Origin of the sequence: Chroococcus sp. FPU101, from assembly GCF_017312365.1 — a bacterium.
In the GTDB taxonomy this organism is placed as follows: Bacteria; Cyanobacteriota; Cyanobacteriia; order Cyanobacteriales; family Microcystaceae; genus Chroococcus.
In genome coordinates this window covers 37,989-56,575 of record NZ_BLJI01000030.1, presented here as the reverse complement: position 1 = coordinate 56,575, position 18,587 = coordinate 37,989, and the positions used below count along the sequence as shown (strand labels likewise).

At 39.5% G+C, this 18,587-nt stretch carries 15 protein-coding genes; 8 read left to right on the top strand and 7 right to left on the bottom strand.

Annotation, left to right across the window (positions count from 1 at the left end; all coding sequences use genetic code 11):
- Window positions 1-27: 27 nt before the first annotated feature.
- Together CFPU101_RS19750 and CFPU101_RS19745 are read right to left on the bottom strand one after the other, a co-directional pair.
- Window positions 28-429: a fasciclin domain-containing protein gene (locus tag CFPU101_RS19750; protein WP_106455233.1), complete on the bottom strand. Its 402-nt coding sequence runs from the start codon at window positions 427-429 to the stop codon at window positions 28-30.
- Between the two features lie 65 nt (window positions 430-494).
- A complete protein-coding gene (locus CFPU101_RS19745) occupies window positions 495-2,132 on the bottom strand; it encodes an MFS transporter (protein ID WP_206817039.1) in 1,638 nt (545 codons plus the stop codon).
- Window positions 2,133-2,232: 100 nt separating this feature from the next.
- Here CFPU101_RS19745 and CFPU101_RS19740 point away from each other — a divergent pair, with 100 nt between their 5' ends.
- On the top strand, window positions 2,233-2,730 hold the full coding sequence (locus tag CFPU101_RS19740) for a phosphoribosyltransferase (protein ID WP_206817038.1): 498 nt from the start codon (window positions 2,233-2,235) through the stop codon (window positions 2,728-2,730).
- An 8-nt stretch (window positions 2,731-2,738) separates the two neighbouring features.
- Here the strand turns inward: CFPU101_RS19740 and CFPU101_RS19735 are convergent, their stop codons facing one another.
- Window positions 2,739-2,921, bottom strand: coding sequence for a hypothetical protein (locus tag CFPU101_RS19735; protein ID WP_206817037.1), 183 nt, complete (start codon window positions 2,919-2,921; stop codon window positions 2,739-2,741).
- 122 nt (window positions 2,922-3,043) lie between these two features.
- Between CFPU101_RS19735 and CFPU101_RS19730 the strand changes: the two genes are divergently transcribed.
- Complete coding sequence (locus CFPU101_RS19730) at window positions 3,044-3,595, top strand: DUF2854 domain-containing protein (RefSeq protein WP_206817042.1); 552 nt, start codon at window positions 3,044-3,046, stop codon at window positions 3,593-3,595.
- 5 nt (window positions 3,596-3,600) lie between these two features.
- On the opposite strand, the gene CFPU101_RS19725 is transcribed toward CFPU101_RS19730, so the two are convergent.
- The gene (locus CFPU101_RS19725) at window positions 3,601-3,858 is read right to left on the bottom strand and encodes a chlororespiratory reduction protein 7 (protein WP_206817036.1); all 258 of its coding nucleotides are present in this window, start codon (window positions 3,856-3,858) and stop codon (window positions 3,601-3,603) included.
- A gap of 53 nt (window positions 3,859-3,911) precedes the next feature.
- Here CFPU101_RS19725 and CFPU101_RS19720 point away from each other — a divergent pair, with 53 nt between their 5' ends.
- The 3 genes from CFPU101_RS19720 to dxs all read left to right on the top strand — a co-directional run bounded on the left by CFPU101_RS19720 (window position 3,912) and on the right by dxs (window position 9,473).
- Window positions 3,912-5,330: a YdiU family protein gene (locus CFPU101_RS19720; RefSeq protein ID WP_206817035.1), complete on the top strand. Its 1,419-nt coding sequence runs from the start codon at window positions 3,912-3,914 to the stop codon at window positions 5,328-5,330.
- Between the two features lie 156 nt (window positions 5,331-5,486).
- Complete coding sequence (locus CFPU101_RS19715) at window positions 5,487-7,469, top strand: alpha-amylase family glycosyl hydrolase (RefSeq protein WP_206817034.1); 1,983 nt, start codon at window positions 5,487-5,489, stop codon at window positions 7,467-7,469.
- Window positions 7,470-7,562: 93 nt separating this feature from the next.
- The gene (gene dxs / locus CFPU101_RS19710) at window positions 7,563-9,473 is read left to right on the top strand and encodes a 1-deoxy-D-xylulose-5-phosphate synthase (protein WP_206817033.1); all 1,911 of its coding nucleotides are present in this window, start codon (window positions 7,563-7,565) and stop codon (window positions 9,471-9,473) included.
- A 68-nt stretch (window positions 9,474-9,541) separates the two neighbouring features.
- On the opposite strand, the gene CFPU101_RS19705 is transcribed toward dxs, so the two are convergent.
- Window positions 9,542-12,253, bottom strand: a complete 2,712-nt coding sequence (locus CFPU101_RS19705) for an HAD-IC family P-type ATPase (protein WP_206817032.1) — start codon at window positions 12,251-12,253, stop codon at window positions 9,542-9,544.
- A gap of 136 nt (window positions 12,254-12,389) precedes the next feature.
- On the opposite strand from CFPU101_RS19705, the gene CFPU101_RS19700 reads away from it, so the two are divergent.
- A complete protein-coding gene (locus CFPU101_RS19700; RefSeq protein WP_242578118.1) occupies window positions 12,390-13,460 on the top strand; it encodes an ATP-binding protein in 1,071 nt (356 codons plus the stop codon).
- Between the two features lie 19 nt (window positions 13,461-13,479).
- Here the strand turns inward: CFPU101_RS19700 and CFPU101_RS19695 are convergent, their stop codons facing one another.
- Both CFPU101_RS19695 and CFPU101_RS19690 read right to left on the bottom strand, forming a co-directional pair.
- On the bottom strand, window positions 13,480-13,950 hold the full coding sequence (locus CFPU101_RS19695; RefSeq protein ID WP_206817031.1) for a hypothetical protein: 471 nt from the start codon (window positions 13,948-13,950) through the stop codon (window positions 13,480-13,482).
- A 466-nt stretch (window positions 13,951-14,416) separates the two neighbouring features.
- Window positions 14,417-15,412 (bottom strand): DUF1517 domain-containing protein, encoded by a 996-nt coding sequence (locus tag CFPU101_RS19690; protein WP_206817030.1) that lies wholly within the window; start codon window positions 15,410-15,412, stop codon window positions 14,417-14,419.
- A gap of 281 nt (window positions 15,413-15,693) precedes the next feature.
- On the opposite strand from CFPU101_RS19690, the gene CFPU101_RS19685 reads away from it, so the two are divergent.
- Window positions 15,694-16,419 carry a hypothetical protein gene (locus CFPU101_RS19685; RefSeq protein ID WP_206817029.1) on the top strand — a complete coding sequence of 242 codons (726 nt, stop codon included), beginning with the start codon at window positions 15,694-15,696 and terminating at the stop codon, window positions 16,417-16,419.
- Window positions 16,420-16,572: 153 nt separating this feature from the next.
- Window positions 16,573-18,585, top strand: coding sequence for a ribonuclease catalytic domain-containing protein (locus tag CFPU101_RS19680; RefSeq protein WP_206817028.1), 2,013 nt, complete (start codon window positions 16,573-16,575; stop codon window positions 18,583-18,585).
- The last annotated feature ends 2 nt before the right edge of the window (window positions 18,586-18,587 follow it).

Sequence of the window (18,587 nt, the reverse complement as noted above, 5' to 3'; positions counted from 1 at the left end):
ATTTCGACTAAACGAATCGCACAATGCCTATCCCATCAAAATAACTGTATCAATGACATGAATTACTCCGTTATCAACTTCAATATCACCTTGTAAAACAGTCGCATTTTTAACTTCAAAACCATCTGAACAATCAATTGGAATAGGTGAACCTTCTATTGATGTGACAACTCCCATTTTTTCTAAATCTGCTTTCATGTATTTCCCCGAAGCAACATGAAAAGTTAAGATACGGGTTAACTGAGGAATATTCTGTAATAAAGTATGAATTGTTCCTGGGGGAAGTTTTGCGAATGCGTCGTCAGTGGGGGCAAAAACGGTAAAAGGGCCAGGACTTTTTAAGGTATCGACTAAATTAGCAGCGACAACAGCAGCAACGAGAGTTTTAAAACTATCTGAACCGACGGCAACATCTACAATATCTGGCATACAATTCGATTGATATTATTTAATTTAACCGAAATAATCTTACAATGATCTGTCACTTTTGACAATTACTCTTTTTGCTGTCTTCTTTCTTGCAATTGATTTAAAATGTCTGCATGAACTTCACGAGTAATTGGATAAAAATAAGCTAAAATCATACCACAGATTAGAAATACTGCTGGTAATGGGGCTACTGCCATTCTTATAGCAAATAAAGCACTTTCAGGTTGTACAGGAATGGGTTTATCGGGAATTCTGGCAATAAATCCTGCTGCTTCTAAGGCTATTCCAACAATAAATAAACCCAAGGCTAAACCAAACTTTTGTAATAAGACCATGAAGGCATAAAAAATTCCTTCTCGACGTTGCCCTGTTTGTAATTCATCTAATTCTATAACATCTGGAATCATTGACCAAGGAATGAGATAAGCAACAGCGACCCCAATTCCAGCAGTAATCGCTAAAATATACATTAATGTGACTTGTCCTGGCTGTAATGTAAAAAGTCCAATTTGAGCAATTAGCCAAATGATTGAACCTAAAAAATAGACAATTTTTTTATCTAATTTTTGGCTTACCCATTGCCAAAAGAATAACATAATTAGTGCTGTACCTTGAACTGCTAAAGCGACAGTTCCCGATTGATTTTCTGGTAATCTCATCCAACTAACGACAAAATAAACCAGAATTGACGCTGTTAATTGAACTGCTAACCAAGAAAAAAGATAAATCCCAATTACATATAAAAAAGGTTTATTAGCAAAAACGATTTTTAATTGTTCTCGAAAAGGAATAGCAGGCGTATCAATAGCTTGCTGTCTTTCTTCTATTGCTTGAGCATCACATAAATGCGTTTCGATTTTTCCTTGCAGAAAGGTATATGCAAATAATCCCATCAATGCACCTAATAGAAGATAAAACATTGAGTAAGCATCAAACTTTCCAGTTAAAGGAATTTTAAAAACTCCATAAGCATAAAGCAAAACTGCGAAGATTAAAGAAATATAGCCAACTCGTTTTTTAGTTCTAATTCCAAGTAAAGGTTTTGCGCCTCTTTCTTGTAGATTTAGACTACAACCTATCGTAGCAATAATAGAAAGAATCGAACAGAATACACCTAATATTAAAAATTGTTTTAGAGGCTGATTGAGATAAGTATTAGAAACAAAAATATATAAAATTAATGATAAAATACTTCCGCCAATCGAAAAAGCAAAACGAAAACTATTTAAACTGGTTCTTTCTTGATAATCTAAAGTTAATTCGGGTGTTAAAGCTTGATAGGGTAGATTAATCATTGTATAAGCAAAATTAAAGACAATTCCAATGAGGACGTAATAAAAAAATAAACCCCAGTTATTTAGGTTTCTATCATCACTAAAATGAGGAATTATCCACTGTAAATAATAAATTAAACCAAAGGGAATAGCCCCTAATAACATCCAAGGAAGACGACGACCCCATTTTGATTGTGTACGATCACTTAATACGCCAATAAACGGATCATTTATTGCATCAGCTATTTTACCAATCATTAAAACTAAGCCCGCTAATCCTGCGGGTAAACCTGCAACATCAGTCAGGAAAAATAGCAAATAAAATACTAAAATATTCGCCGTAATCGCTGGGCCAAGATCACCCGTTCCATAAGCTAATTTAGTGGTCAATTGTAGTTTTTCAATCTGAGCATTTTTTAATGAAGTCATAAGCTTATAAAATCTTTTAAAAAGTTATAGTTTAAAAGGATTAAATTTAGATTATACTAAAAATTAGCTTACTAACAAAATCTTATTAATTATTATCAATATGTCGGATTTATATGTGTCATGGGATGAATATCATCAAAGTATTGAAAAGTTAGCCGTTTTATTACATCAATCCGATTGGGAATTCGATCAAATTGTTTGTATTGCCAAAGGGGGTTTAAGAGTTGGTGATATTCTTTGTCGTTTGTTTCGTAAACCCTTAGCAATTTTATCTACATCTTCTTACACGGGCGACGACAATAAAACTCGTGGTGAACTAACCTTTTCTAAATATCTTTCTATGACAACTGAAAAGATGGGAAATCGTATCTTATTAGCCGATGATTTAGCTGACTCTGGAATTACTTTACAAGAAACAATTAATTGGTTAAAGAATCAATTTCCAGAGCAAGTTCAAGAAGTCCGAACGGCCGTGATTTGGTATAAAGGAACATCAGTCATTAAACCCGATTATTATGTGGAATATTTATCTGATAGTCCTTGGATTCATCAACCGTTTGAACGCTACGAAATTATGACACCAGCCGATTTAAAGTAACTCAAAAATTATGATACTTTGTCTCCTGGAAATGTCATTCTATATTCCTCTACTAACTCCTCTAATTCCTCTAAAGCTTGATTAACATCAATACGGAGTGTGCCTAAATCTGGTTTTTCAAGAAGCTGAACTAAAAAATCGCGTTTGCTCAAAATTGTAGTCATTTTTTCTTGAATACTTTGCTTATCCATGATCAATACTCCTCTGAAGCTGCCTTAATCTTTTCTCATCCTATCTTAGAACTAGAAAGAGAGCAAATAAGGTAGTATAATTCTAGTCTGACAGCAAGGAAACATCATCAAAAGCAATGTTCATTTTAAGAAAAATCCGTTTATCGATTCTTGGTTTAGTTTTGGGTTTAATTTTGACCCTAGTTGGTTTTGTCGCATATGCTCAGGGAAATGCTACCCTCAATTTAGCTGGATTTTTCTATGGACTACCTTTACTTCTCGGAGGTTTAGCCCTCAAAGCATCGGAAATTAAACCCATTCCCTTCACTCAACCGACTTCAAGCGAAATTCTGGCTTTACGGGAACAACAAGCAACCGTCACCCAAAATAAAATCCGTGATGATGTGACTCGCTATCGTTATGGACAATATGCCCATCTTGATGAAGCATTAGAAAAGCTTGGAATTAGTCCATCAGATGAAGAATTACCTGAACTCCAAACGATTCAAGAAACCGCCGTTGATGGAAATTATACCCTAATTCTCAACTTCGATTCTCCCTGCGTTCCCCTCGAAGATTGGCAGAAAAAACACGATAAAATTGAAAGATTTTTTGGCCCTGATATTCGCGCCGAATTAACCCAACCCGTAGAAAATCAAGTCACTCTTGCTTTAATTAAAGTCAAAACAACATAAAAATTTTATTTTTCCAAACGAACGACATACCATTGTAAATATTGTCCGTTATCTCCCTTTAACTCACAATAATTATCTCTAAGATATTTTGCTTGTTGTTCAAGGGTAGAGAACTTTTTTAAATCGGTTGGTAAATCTAACTTCTGAGATTGAATAACCTCCTTTAACTTGTCTAATAATTCTTCAGGGGTAAAAAATTGTTCAGCTTGTTCGGTTTCTAAGACTACAAAATAGTCCTCTTGATACATGATTGAATCTACCATAATCGTTCAATTATCAATAAAATAAAAGTTAGCTCAATATTACTGAGATTATCATGGCTGACCGTTTCCTGAATCCGTTTTTCAATCTCGAATATGTTCGCGCGATAGAAGATTTAGGAGATGATTATTACGATCAAGTCAGTGCGGCTGAGTTTCCCGAATATATTCTACGCTTTAGAAACGATCGTATTCTTCCTCTTTTGGGATTATCTCACCAGTCGGTAGAGGATGAACATTTTATTGAAGCATTTGGACATTTTCCTCAAAATAAATGTCTTGCCCTACGCTATCACGGTTATCAGTTTGGTGAATACAATCCCTATTTAGGAGACGGTAGAGGGTTTCTGTACGGACAAGTCAGAGGAACTGATGGAAGATTATATGATTTTGGCACAAAGGGTTCAGGACGTACACCCTATTCTAGAACCGCAGATGGAAGACTTACCCTCAAAGGTGGCGTTAGAGAAGTTTTAGGCGCAGAAGCATTACACTATTTAGGAGTCAATACCTCACGCTGTCTAAGTCTTATTGAAACAGGTGAAGCGTTATGGCGAGGTGATGAACCCTCTCCCACTCGTTCTTCTGTAATGGTTCGCTTTAGCCAATCTCATATCCGTTTTGGTACATTTGAACGCCTTCGTTACCTCAAACGACCTGATTTAATTAAAAAATTACTCGATCATGTTATTGAATATTACTATCCTGAAATTCAGAATTCAGAAAATCGTTACGCTGAGTTTTATGCGGCTTTAGTCGAAAGAATAGCCCTCTTAACCGCGCAATGGATGGCTGCGGGTTTTTGTCATGGGGTTTTAAATACTGATAATATGTCGATTACGGGCGAAAGTTTTGATTATGGCCCCTATGGATTTATTCCCACCTATAACCCGAATTTTATCGCCGCTTATTTTGATTATGGGGGACGTTATAGCTATGGAAATCAACCTTATATTTGTCGCTTAAACCTAGAGATGTTACAAGTTCCTCTTTCAATGGTAATTAGTTATTTAGACCTAGATGCAGGTTTAGCTAAATTTGAGGAACATTACGAGCGCTATTATATACAACTGATGATGAATAAATTAGGCTTTCATCAAGCTCATTTCCCAGAAACGAGAGAATTTGTCGACAAAACTCTTGAATTACTGCAAGAAACCCAACTTGGCTATCATGACTTTTTTGCGAGTCTCAGTGAAAACTTTAATCATGGTTGGCGCGATGAAAGTAGTTTAATCCTAGAAAATCTCGAATTACCATTAGCTGATTGGACAACCTGGAAACAACTATATCATCAGATTCTACTACAATTACCAATAGAGGAGATGGAGCAAATTCGATATCGTCTGCAACACTACAACCCCAAAACCGCTTTACTTCGTCCTGTCATTGAATCTGTTTGGGAACCAATAACAAATGAAAATAACTGGGAACCCTTTTATCAATTAGTGCAAAAGATTCAAACCAGAGAATAGTTTAATTTTGATAATTTTTTAGACAGAAAGGAAATAAGACAACTATCTTTAGACATATTTCTTTAGTGTACTCTAGGATTTCTAAAGATATAAGTCTATAGAAAGTGAGTTTGATACAATTTCTACTAACACCATAAGTAGAAATTTTTTATAACAATGCCAGAGAAATCATTAACCCCTCAAACTAATTTAACACCTTTAGCATCAGACGTACAAAGCTCAGAAGATACCGTTTTATCAGACATTCCTTTAGCATCGGATATCCCAACTGATCGAACAGAACGTGAGTTTACAACAGTTGATGAATCAGAGTTAGAATTTTTATTTACCAGAGAAATTGACTTCCGTCAAGAAACAATTTATTTCATTGTTATTGATCGTTTCCATGATGGTGATCCTGATAATAATGTTGGGCCAAATCCCGAATTATATGATCTAACACAAGAGAATTGGGATCGTTACTGGGGTGGTGATTTACAAGGCATTATTGATAAATTAGATTATCTCAAAAAATTAGGAGTAACTGCGCTTTGGCTAACACCTTTATTTGAGCAGATCGAAACATTAGGATACGGTGATAAAGCAGCCATTCATGGTTATTGGATTAAAGATTTTAAACGCCTCAACGCTCGTTATTTAGGAAAAGGTGAAAATAATTCACTTAACGAAACACAAGAGACTAGAAATACCACTTTTGATCGCTTGATTGAAGAACTTCATAAACGCAAAATGAAGCTAGTTTTAGATATTGTTTGCAATCATAGTAATCCTGATGCAAATGGTGTCAAAGGTGAGCTTTATGATGATGGTGTGAAAATTGCTGATTTTAATGACGACAAAAATAACTGGTATCACCATTATGGCGAAGTTCAAAACTGGGAAGATGAATGGCAAGTCCAAAATTGCGAATTATGCGGTTTAGCAACTTTTAATGAAAACAATTCAGACTATCGAGAATATATCAAATCGGCGATCAAACAATGGTTAGATCGAGGTGTGGATGCTCTTAGAATTGATACCGTTAAGCATATGCCGATTTGGTTCTGGCAAGAATTTATTGCTGATATTCAAACTCATAGACCAGATGTTTTTGTCTTTGGTGAATGGATTTATAGCAGTCCCCATGATAATACTGCTCTAGATTATGCGAACCATTCGGGAATGTCACTTTTAAACTTTGGTTTCTGCATGGCGATTCGTCAAGCATTAGGCACCTGGGATGAAAATGGCTTTCATTTAGTACAAGATATTTTGGATTTAGATCATCTTTATGATAGTGCAACTGAGTTAATCACCTTTATTGATAACCATGATATGCACCGTTTTCAATCCCTCAATTCTGACCCCAATGTTTTGCGGTTAGCTGTCGGTTTGTTGATGACTTCGCGGGGCATTCCTTGCTTTTTCTACGGTACAGAACAATATCTCCACAACGATACCAATGCAGATAGCAACCCCTACGGTAATAATGATCCCTACAACCGTCCGATGATGGATAAATGGGATATGGATACTCCTATTTATCGGGATATCCGTTTATTATCGGGTTTACGCCGTTTAAATCCCGCAGTATCGATGGGTAGCCAATGGCAAAAATATGTAACGCCAGATGTTTATTGTTATACACGCCGTTATCGGGATTCTGTCTTGTTTGTAGCGATGAACCGAGGTGAAGCGATGACCTTAGATGTAGTTGAAACAGATTTACCCGATGGTGAGCATACTGATGTCATGTCGAGCAATAAATATGAAGTCAAAGATGGTAATCTTTATGATCTTCATCTCGATGTCTTACAAATTATCGTGATTAGTTCCGTTGGCGTACGAGTTCAAGCAAAAACAGTGGTTCGCGTACAACTCAATGGCGTAAATACTCAACTTGGAGATACGATCGTTGTAACTGGCAATTGTCCTGAACTCGGTAACTGGGATATTTCTCGTGCCTATCCCCTAGAGTATATAAATTCTAATACCTGGTTTGGTGAAATTCCCTTCGAGGAAAGTGCTGGCAAACCCATCGTTTATAAATATGCCATTTGGCGTGATGGCGATAGTCCAGTCAGAGAAAATAATGTCGGTCGTCGTTGGTTACTCGCTAGTGAAGGAATCGTTAAATGGCGCGATCGCTGGTCAGCATAGGATAAAATGTAACAAGACATTCCACAATCCTAATTAAAGGCAACAAATCCGATAAATTATGATCTAGGGATTTAATCTTGTTACATAATACATATGCACCTAAGTGAACTTACTCATCCCAACCAATTGCATGGTTTGTCAATGCGTCAACTCGAAGATGTTGCACGTCAAATTCGGGAAAAACATTTACAAACCATCGCAGCTACGGGAGGACATCTCGGCCCAGGTTTAGGAGTAGTTGAATTAACAATTGCTCTCTACCAAACGTTAGATTTAGATCGTGATAAGGTCATCTGGGATGTCGGGCATCAAGCTTACCCGCATAAAATGTTGACTGGCCGCTATAATAATTTCTCGACTCTACGGCAAAAAGACGGGATTGCAGGCTATCTCAAGCGATGTGAGAGCAAATTTGACCATTTTGGCGCGGGACACGCCTCTACGAGCATTTCTGCGGCTTTAGGAATGGCTTTAGCTAGAGATACCAATGGAGAAGATTACAAAGTCGTCGCGATTATTGGAGATGGTGCCTTAACGGGTGGCATGGCTCTAGAAGCGATTAACCATGCGGGACACCTGCCCAACACCAATGTCATGGTCGTGTTAAATGATAATGAGATGTCCATTTCTCCCAATGTTGGGGCTATTTCTCGTTATCTCAATAAACTCCGTCTGAGCGAACCGATTCAATTTATTTCGGGTAACTTAGAAGAACAGTTTAAACATCTACCATTCTTTGGTGATTCTTTTACCCCAGAAATGGAACGCTTAAAAGAAGGAATGAAACGTTTAGCCGTTCCGAAAGTGGGTGCTGTTATTGAAGAGTTAGGGTTCAAATACTTTGGGCCAATTGATGGTCATAATTTACAAGAATTAATTGATACTTTTAAACACGCTCATAAAGTAACTGGCCCAGTTTTTGTTCATGTCTCAACCGTGAAAGGCAAAGGCTATGAACTCGCCGAAAAAGATCAAGTCGGTTATCATGCTCAAACCCCTTTCAATCTGGCGACTGGTAAACCCATTCCCTCTAGTAAACCCAAACCACCCGGTTATGCTAAAGTTTTTGGTCATACTCTGACGAAACTGGCGGAAAATAACCCGAAAATTATTGGGATTACGGCGGCAATGGCTACGGGAACAGGTTTAGATAAGTTACAAGCCAAATTACCCAAACAGTATATCGATGTCGGCATTGCGGAACAACACGCAGTCACTCTAGCGGCGGGTATGGCTTGTGAAGGTATTCGGCCCGTAGTAGCGATTTATTCGACTTTCCTACAACGCGCCTATGACCAAGTGATTCACGATGTCTGCATCCAAAATCTACCTGTTTTCTTTTGTCTTGATCGAGCAGGAATTGTCGGTTCAGACGGGCCAACTCACCAAGGGATGTATGATATCGCTTATCTGCGGTGTATCCCGAATATGGTTGTGATGGCACCCAAAGACGAAGCGGAATTACAACGAATGCTAGTGACGGGAATCGATTATACTGATGGCCCGATCGCTATGCGTTATCCTCGTGGTAATGGATTTGGTGTACCGTTGATGGAAGAAGGTTGGGAACCCCTGCCCATCGGTAAAGCAGAACTTCTTCGTAATGGGGATGATGTGCTATTACTCGGTTATGGAACAATGGTTCATACCGCCTTACAAGTGGCTGAAATTCTAAAAGAACACGGTGTAGAAGCTACTGTAGTTAATTCTCGCTTTGTCAAACCATTAGATACAGATCTGATTCTACCCCTTGCCGAGCGTATCGGTAAGGTTGTGACCCTCGAAGAAGGTTGCGTGATGGGTGGTTTTGGTTCGGCTGTGGCTGAAACACTACTTGATCACAATATCTTGGTTCCAGTCAAACGCTTTGGTATTCCTGATCTGTTGGTGGATCACGCTGAACCTAATCAATCTTATGCTGATTTAGGTTTAACCAGTTCCCAAATTTCAGAACAGGTTTTAAAAGCCTTTTTCTCCCAAAAACAGGCGACAGTGATTAGTTAAAATTTGGTTTTCAGGTGATCGCCCTAGGTTTCATCCTATGGGCGATTATTTTTTGTCTTTTTCTGCTTCTAACGGTCTAAGGGATCGACACGATTAGCGATCGCAGCCCAGACAATCATCGGTGTACCCACTAACAAACAGAATAACCATTGAGAACCCGTTAACGGAGCCGTGTAAAATAATTGATTAATGACTCGAACTTGAGCAAAGATAATTTGTAGGAGAATCGCCCCAATAATTCCGAAAGCGATCGCTGGTACTCTCGATCCCATTGGTATTTCCCCGCGTAAACGTCCTAATAAATTCGGAATCAATTGACTAATACTGAGCATATAGAAAATTCGTCCCGAAATCAGCGCGTTAATCGTCATCGTCCGTGCGATCGCTAGATCTCCAGTCGTGGCACGAATATATTCAAAAACTCCGAAAATCAATAACCAATTAAATAAAGAAATCATTAAAATCCGTTTCATCCGATTCCCTGACAATAGCCCCTCTTTGGGATCGCGTGGTGGTTTATCCATCCCGTTCACTGATTTCGGCTCAAAGGCTAAGGGAGTCGTCATTGTGATGGTATTTAACATATTAATCCAGAGGATCTGTAGGGAGAGAATCGGTAAATCCCTTACTAATAATGTACTAATCAAAATAGTCATTGATTCCCCGCCGTTGACAGGAAGGATGAAACTAATCGCCTTGAGAAGATTCTGATAAACCGATCGCCCTTCTTCAACTGCCGATTCAATCGAGGCAAAATTGTCATCAGTTAATAACATATCTGCCGCTTCTTTGGCGACTTCTGTTCCAGTAATCCCCATCGCAATCCCAATATCAGCTTGTTTTAACGCGGGAGCATCATTTACACCATCCCCTGTCATTGCGACTACTTCCCCACGTGATTGTAATGCCTCAACAATCCTTAATTTTTGTTCTGGGGCAACACGAGCGAACACTGAACCTTCATTTACTGCATGAGCTAACTCTACTGCATCCATCGCCGCTAAACTAGCACCCGTATAAGCGATCACTTGGCCATTTTTTTCAATTCCCATGCGTCGGGCGATCGCACTGGCAGTATCGATATGATCGCCTGTGATCATCTTGACCTGAATTCCTGCGTTTCGGCAAGCGTGAACGGCTTTAATGGCACTTTCTCGTGGTGGGTCGATCATACCCTGCAATCCGAGGAAAATTAGCCCTTTTGCGATATCCTCGTGAGCGATTAAAGTTTGATGATCGTTGACGGGTAATTTGGCGAAAGCTAACACCCGTAATCCTTGATCAGCCATTGCTTTGACTCGCTCAAGAAGACTTGATTCGTTGATCTGTCCATAACCCCCCGTAGCCGTTAGATAAGAATCACAACGGGGTAAAATTGCCTCTACAGAACCCTTGATATAGATAACTTTTCCCTCAGCCGTTTCGTGTAGAGTTGCCATGTACTGATAATCGGACTCAAAGGGGATCGAGTCTAGACGGGGCATTTCTCGATTGAGCCGTGATGGTACGAACCCTGCTTTCATGGCTGAAGTAATTAATGCTCCCTCGGTGGGATCACCAATGACTATCCAACGCGCTCCCTCGTTTTCTAAGAGCGAATCATTGCAGAGTAAACCCGCGAGCAAACATTCTTGCAGGGAGATTTCGTTATTATGTGACAAGATCTGACCAGTTGGAGCGTACCCGTTCCCTGTGACTCGATAATCCTTGTTTCCTGCGTGGATTTCTTGGACTGTCATTTGATTTTGGGTCAGGGTACCCGTTTTATCTGAGCAAATCACCGTCGCGCTTCCTAATGTTTCGACTGCGGGCAATTTCCGTATGATGGCGTTTCTTCTAGCCATCCGTTTTACCCCAATGGCGAGGGTGATCGTTACGACTGCGGGTAAACCTTCGGGAATCGCCCCCACAATTAAGGCTACAGCTGCTTCTAAGGCATCGTTAATTCCACGCTCACGTAATCCCACGGCGAAAGTAAGTGTGGCTAAACCGAGGACAATTAATAACCATTTTTGAGTGAATTTATCAAATTTTCGAGTTAATGGGGTAGAAATGCCGTGATTTTCCTCGATCAGTCGAGATATTTTTCCCATTTCTGTTTTATTTCCCGTAGCAACGACGATTCCTATTCCTTGCCCGAAGGTGACAAATCCGCCCGCGTGTGCCATATTTGTGCGATCGCCGACTGAAGCATCTGAAACACAAATTTTAGTGTTTTTTATGACTGCGACTGATTCCCCAGTTAAGGCAGATTCATTGATCTGTAGATCGCGGGTTTTGAATAATCTTACATCCGCAGGTACTTTATCCCCAGAAGTCAGAACAACAATATCCCCAGGCACTAACTCGCTTGAAGAAATACGGTTTTTCTCTCCATTGCGGATCACTGTTGCTTCTGTTGTTACTGCGTTGGCTAAGGCAGAAATCGCCCCCTCAGCTTTAGATTCTTGAACAAAACTGATTAAAGCGTTCGTCGTGGTAACGCCCCAGATGACACTAGCGTTGACCCATTCCCCTAAAATCGCTTTTGTAGCACCTGCACCAATCAAGATATAGAGTAGAGGCTGATTGAACTGTAAAAGAAATTTTAACCAGATTGGTTTCGCTTTTGCGGTTTCTAGCTCGTTTCTGCCGTATTTTAAAATTCTTTCTTGTACTTGCGCGTCCGTTAACCCGCTTTCAACATCTGCGTTTAACCATTCGCTTACTCGCTCAATCTCTAGCTCGTGCCAAAAAAAGGAATCTCGATTAGGGGAAGTAGATTTCGATAGTGTCATCATAATTTTATCTTCTAAAAAACGAGTTATTTTATTTTTAGCACTATAAAATAGTTTTTGAAAGATGTTGAGCATTAAAAATAGTAATTTAAATTATCAACACTTTTCTATAGTAATAAAAAGTAAAGAGGTCTAAAAGATGGTAATATCGCCAACGATTAACTGTAATCTTAAAAACATGACTTTTAGCGAGTTAACTTCTCCCCTAGACCTTTTTGGGCGACAATTGCAGTTCCAGCAAATGATAGGAGCATTGGCACGGGATCGGGATATTTTGCTAGTGGGAGTACCAGGTAGTGGACGACGTACCCTAGCCCGACGCGCCGTAAATGCTGTGGGCGTGATCGGCATCGAGATTGATTGCATTCGGGCGATCGATGCAATACGCTTCGTTCAATTACTTCGTGAGGGAATCTCGCGAGTCTGTCACGAACTTGGGGTGAGCGAAATATTCAATAAAAATCAAGTTAACGGGGATATTTGGTCTTCTTTCACGGCTTTACTAGATTTCTTGCAACATCTCGCCGTTTCGGTACCTCGTCCTGTGGTGTTAATCTTACATGGATTTCCCCATATTCGAGCGTGGGATCGCCAAGGAGAATGGGAAAGGTATCTCAGGGAAGAAATTAAACGTCACACCGCAGTAAGTTATGTTTTGATTGCGACGATCGCCGAAACCAGTCAACCTAGCGAAGAAATTAGCAAAAATTTAGAAATTATCACACTTGCTCCCTTGACAAATGATGTCATTGGTGCATGGGCGGGCGAGGTTTTAGAAGGAGAGGGCTTAAGCTTTGATGCGCGTTCCAATGCCTTACAAATCTTTTTAGACGCAGTGAGGGGTCATATCGGCGATGCAACGGCGTTAATGCGACGTTTACAAAGGAAACAGTACAAAAATCGGCTAATTGGGGATCAAGAAATTGATTGGGCAATTCAAGAATTGTTAGAAGATCTCGCCACCACTTTTGAGACTTTATTGGTGTTACTTCCTCCTACGCAAGTGCAACTCCTAGAAAGTCTAGCCCTTGATCCAACCGATAAACCCCAAAGTCGCGTTTACATCGATAAACATTCCCTGTGTCGCGGGGGCAGTTTACAAGGTGCGTTGAGTGGTTTACAGCATAAAGGATTAATCTATGGGTCAGAACTAGGTTATCGGTTAGCACTTCCCCTATTCGACCTCTGGATACGTCAACGTTTGAAATAGGTTATTCTACGATCAGAGTTTATTTTTGTGCGCTCGTCAATGATAGATCTTTTTGTCGATCTTCTAAATAGTTTCGATGTTCGATCCATGTTCCGTGTTTAACAAATCCCCAGTTTTTTTGTTTTGGCCCACGCAAAAATATACTCCAAGACCCTTGGGAATCTTCAGGAATTTCTAAACGATGTAGAGAATGAGGAGGACGTATTCTAAAATGTCCCGCACCTCGCCAGTATTTTCCTTTGGGTGTGATTTCCCAGTAACCACCTTTTAAAATAAATGTGGCATACCACCAAGGATGATCATGCAAGTCATCTGGATCGCTCAAACAGATTTTATGAAGCATTAAATTAAAGGGTAAAGCTTTAGCCGATTCGCTTTCTGCTAGTTTATCTTTAAATAGTAAATAATAGCGTTCCATATACGGTTTTGAGCCATCCCGATCGTAGATAATGCGCTTACGCCCTAATTTTTCTAGTATTTTTAATAACATATTTATCTAATAAAAAAGTTGCTTTTCTCCATCATAAAGTAACTTTTAGGTTGTTGAAGAATTAATTTTATCTATATTAATAGTAGTTTAAAACCTAAATCTAGAGTTATATAGTTAATTATTTAAGCTAACTAATTTAATATATTTTTGTCTAAAACTATCAGTGCAACTTCATCAATAAAAAATCTATAAAAGTTTAAAAGCTAGAGCCATAGCATTTTTGATTTAATTACATTAATAGTAAATGCGTCACTTTTTAATGAACTAAAACGCTCTTGTTACTCAAACAGCTTCTGTATAGTTCATTTGAACTTAACTCTATATCTAGTGCTATCTATTCAATTTTGTTTCTATTATTGTCAAGAAATTTATACAAAATTTAACCTGAACATAAAATAAACAAAAAAAATAGGGGCTGAACTACAACCCCTAAAACTATTTATACTCTTTGTACAAAGAAAGTCGATTATACTAAGGTCAAATTCGGATATTGAGCAATGATGTCATCTTTGGTTAGTGCGTCTCCATCTGCTTGGGGACTCCAAAGAATTTCAACTGCTAGTAGACGATCGCTACCAATGCTTCCAAGTTGTCTAACCACCTGTTGTAAATCTTGAGAATCATTGACTTTGGGCAGTTCAAGCCGTCCATCAACACCGACGACAATGGTAGCAACAATGTATTCACCATTATCATCATCAACAGGTACTAATTCCCCACCACTCGCGTTTAAAGCAGGGTGTGAAGCCCCTTTAAGCTGATTATTGACATTGGATAAAGTTTCAGCACGATATTTACTGCGTTCGGCTAAAGACCATTGATTAAACTTAGCTTCAGCACTATTTAAAGCCGCTTGTTGAGATTCAGTTGAACCATACACCCAGTATTCAGGATGGCGTAATAAAGCTAAAGTCGATTCTTGTAAGAGTTCGGCACGTCCTGAAGCGGTACCTGTGTCGGCTGTTTCAGCAATTTGGTTCAGTTCTTTTTGTAAGTAACGTGCGCTAGAAAGTAAACCCACTTGTACTTTAGCAACAGAAACATTATAAGGACTACTGGTTGTCATGTAGCCATCATTATTAGCAGCACCTACATTTTGGATCGTTCTAATGATGAAACCTGCGATCGCAAAAAAGATCAAAATACTGAATAAACTACCAAACCCGCCAAAACCGATGGGAATAAGGAAAGGAAAACCAAACCCACCACCACCGTAGCCATATCCGTAACCATATCCGCCACCAGGTACAGGTTGATAAGTCCGACTAGGAGGTGCTATCCGAGTCGAAGGGGCCATACGTGGCGCACGAAAGCCTCCACCACCAATCCTACCACCCGTCCCAGCAGCTAAAGATTGGCTAGGATGTCCTAATACCAAGGATATAAGTAAACCAGCAGCAACCAACGGTTTAATTAACGGTTTGATTACAGATCTCAGTTTGAATAGTAGTTCGTTAAACATAGAACATTCTTAATTTCTTCGCCTTTACTTTATAGGATATCGATTTTTCAGCCCTCAAAGATACGGCCTTTAGGTAGTAATTAGCGTACAAATTTTCATAATTCTCTCATACCCGAAAAATGGTATAATAGAAAACACCTATGCACGACAGCGATCAATAACTTAAGCCGCATCATTAATTACAGACAATTCTTCATCAAAACTCATCCCTGAGCTAAAGCGTAATGATTGATGACGCTAAAGGGTTATTCTTGATCATAGTTATCTCAAGCCGCAATAACATGGTGAAAAATTTTCTTTTACAATCTTTTCAGATAGCGTTTTTATTCAATCTTACCTTTGCAAGTTTAGGATGTCTGCCTACTCAGGCCCAATCTTTTCGTCTAACTAAGGAGAAGATCGAGGATAGTCCGTTTAATCTTCTCACTCAACTTACTCCGAATGCTGGTAGCGAGATGCGTAGTTTTTTTGAAACTGGACGTTTACGCTCACAAGATCGGATTTTATTTCAACGTCCACCCAGTGATGTCATTCCGCTTCGCTCTGAGTCGAACGCTTGGCAATTTATAATTTTTAGGGAGGGTAATAGTTCTTTTTGGATGCCTCCAGGCGTTTTATCTGACGAAACTGTGATTTTAGAGACTTCCTTGGGTTCATTAAGTTTTCGCACTTTAGCCTCTAATGCCGAAGATCGGCGTTTTGTAGCGGCTTACGCTCGTTCTCTGACTCAAGAACAAATAAGCAACCCTCAACTATTGCTTGAAGCCATGCAGCAAAGAATTGCACCCAGCAAGGAATTTGAGTTAAAACAAAAACGTTCTATTGCGATCGATAATTTTCCAGGTCAAGAACTGACTTTTGAAAACGCCGAAGAAGTTATTACAATGCGAGTTTATCTAGTTCAAGATAAAATTTATGCTTTAGGGGAGCGCTATCCAAAAGCAAATCCATTGCCCAGACAAACACGAGCATTTTTAAATGCTTTTGAGCTTTTAGAAAAGCCTTAAAAGTATTGATTTAAAGACAATCTTCAGAGATTTGTATAATTCTAATATTAGTATTGACTCATGAAATAACCTGATTCTCGTCGCCAGTAGTTCCTTAGCAATGATAAATTGGTATAGAAGCATCCATTTTATAAAGAGATAAGCAGAACGTGTGTGGATAAGGGAACGCTGGTAGAAATCAGACTACAGGGAGAACGCCGTTTAGCAGTCGTTGATCGCCCAGATGGTAAAAAAGACTGGATCGTGATTGACTCTGGGGGACAAGCTCATAAAATACGTCCTCAGCGCGTCGAATATCAAGTTAGAGGCGGTCTTTATAAATCTTCTGAAATTTGTGGTTTTGTCCAGCAAGCACAGCCTTATATTGACCCCGATAGTCTAGAGGTTGCTTGGGAATTATTAGTAGAAGACGGACAAGCAGTAACACCCGATGATTTAGCACAATTACTGTTTTCACAAAAAACGCCAGTCGTTTGTTATGCGGCACATAGTCTATTAGCCGAAGATAAGATCTATTTCAAACGCAAAGGTGAAGGTTATGAACCGCGTTCGACGACACAAGTAGAAGAAATTAAACATCAATTAGAAGTAGAACAACAGCGTTTACACGAAAAAGAGGGCTTTTTGAAAAGAGTCAAACAAGCCTTAGCACAAGAAAAAGTAGAATGGATGGAAAGCGATCGCACTCGCTTTGAAGCTCTTGAAAGATTTGTTTTGCAGCCAGAGCAAAAATCTAATACAGTACAAGATATTCTGGCAACAATTGGACGATCGCAATCTCCCGAAGCAACTTTTGAGTTGCTGGTTGAAATAGGATGGTGGAGTCCTCACGAAAATCTCTTTCTTAGACGTAGTTCTTATCCCGTTCACTTTCCGAAAAAGGTACTCGAAGTGGCTCACAAATGTTTGCAGTCTCCTCCACCTGATCCACATAACCGTCTGGATCTAACTCATCTCAAAATTTACACGATTGATGATGAAAGTACCGAAGAGATTGACGATGGATTAAGTGTAGAATATTTAGAAAATGGACAAGTTAGGCTGTGGATTCATATTGCCGATCCTTCTCGTTTGGTTTCGCCTAATGATTCACTGGATCTCGAAGCAAGAAAGCGTAGTACCAGTTTATATCTACCAACGGGAATGATCCCCATGTTCCCTTCAGAATTAGCCACAGGGCCAATGAGTTTAGTTCAAGGTCAACTTTGTCCTGCGGTTAGTTTCGGTGTGATTTTAGACGAAACGGGGGGCGTTCAGTCCTATCAAATTCAAGTGACACAGGTTAAACCGACTTACCGTCTCACCTATCACGATGTTGATGAGATGTTGTTGATGGATATTAAAGCCGAACGAGAAATAAAAGTTTTAGATAAGTCGGCGAAACTACGGCATCAATGGCGCAAGTCTCAAGGCGCGATCAATATTCAGATGCCAGAACCGTTAATAAAAGTTAAAAATAATGATGAGATTACGGTAGAAATTTTAGAAGTTTCTCCCTCGCGCCAATTAGTCGCAGAAATGATGATCCTAGCGGGAGAAGTCGGCGGGCGGTATTGCCAAACACATAATATTCCAGTACCATTTCGAGGACAACCTCAACCTGAACTTCCCTCAGATGAAGAATTATTGCAACTGCCTGCGGGGCCTGTGCGTTCCTGTGCGTTGCGTCGTTGTATGCCTCGTAGCGAAATGGGGGTTACACCGAGTCGTCACACCAGTTTAGGGTTAGATACCTATACGCAAGTGACTTCGCCCATTCGTCGTTATACTGATTTATTAGCGCATTTTCAGATTAAGGCGCATTTACGAGGGGATCAACTGCCATTTACGAAAGAACAGATGCAAGAAATTCTTTACAGTGTTACCTCGTCTGCACAAGAAGCCTCTTCTGTCGAACGTCAAACTAACCGCTATTGGAGTCTAGAGTTCCTACGTCGCCATGAAAATGAAGTTTGGCAAGCGTTGTTATTACGTTGGTTAAGAGAGGAGGAAAATTTAGGGTTAATTCTGCTTGAAGAATTAGGCTTAGAATTACCCCATCGTTTTGAACGACCTGTCTCCTTGGGCGATCGCATGAGTTTACAAGTTAAAAATGCTGATCCTCATCGGGATGAAGTGCGTTTTCGAGAAATGCTCAATCGTGAAGTTTCTTCTACTGCTAGTTAAGA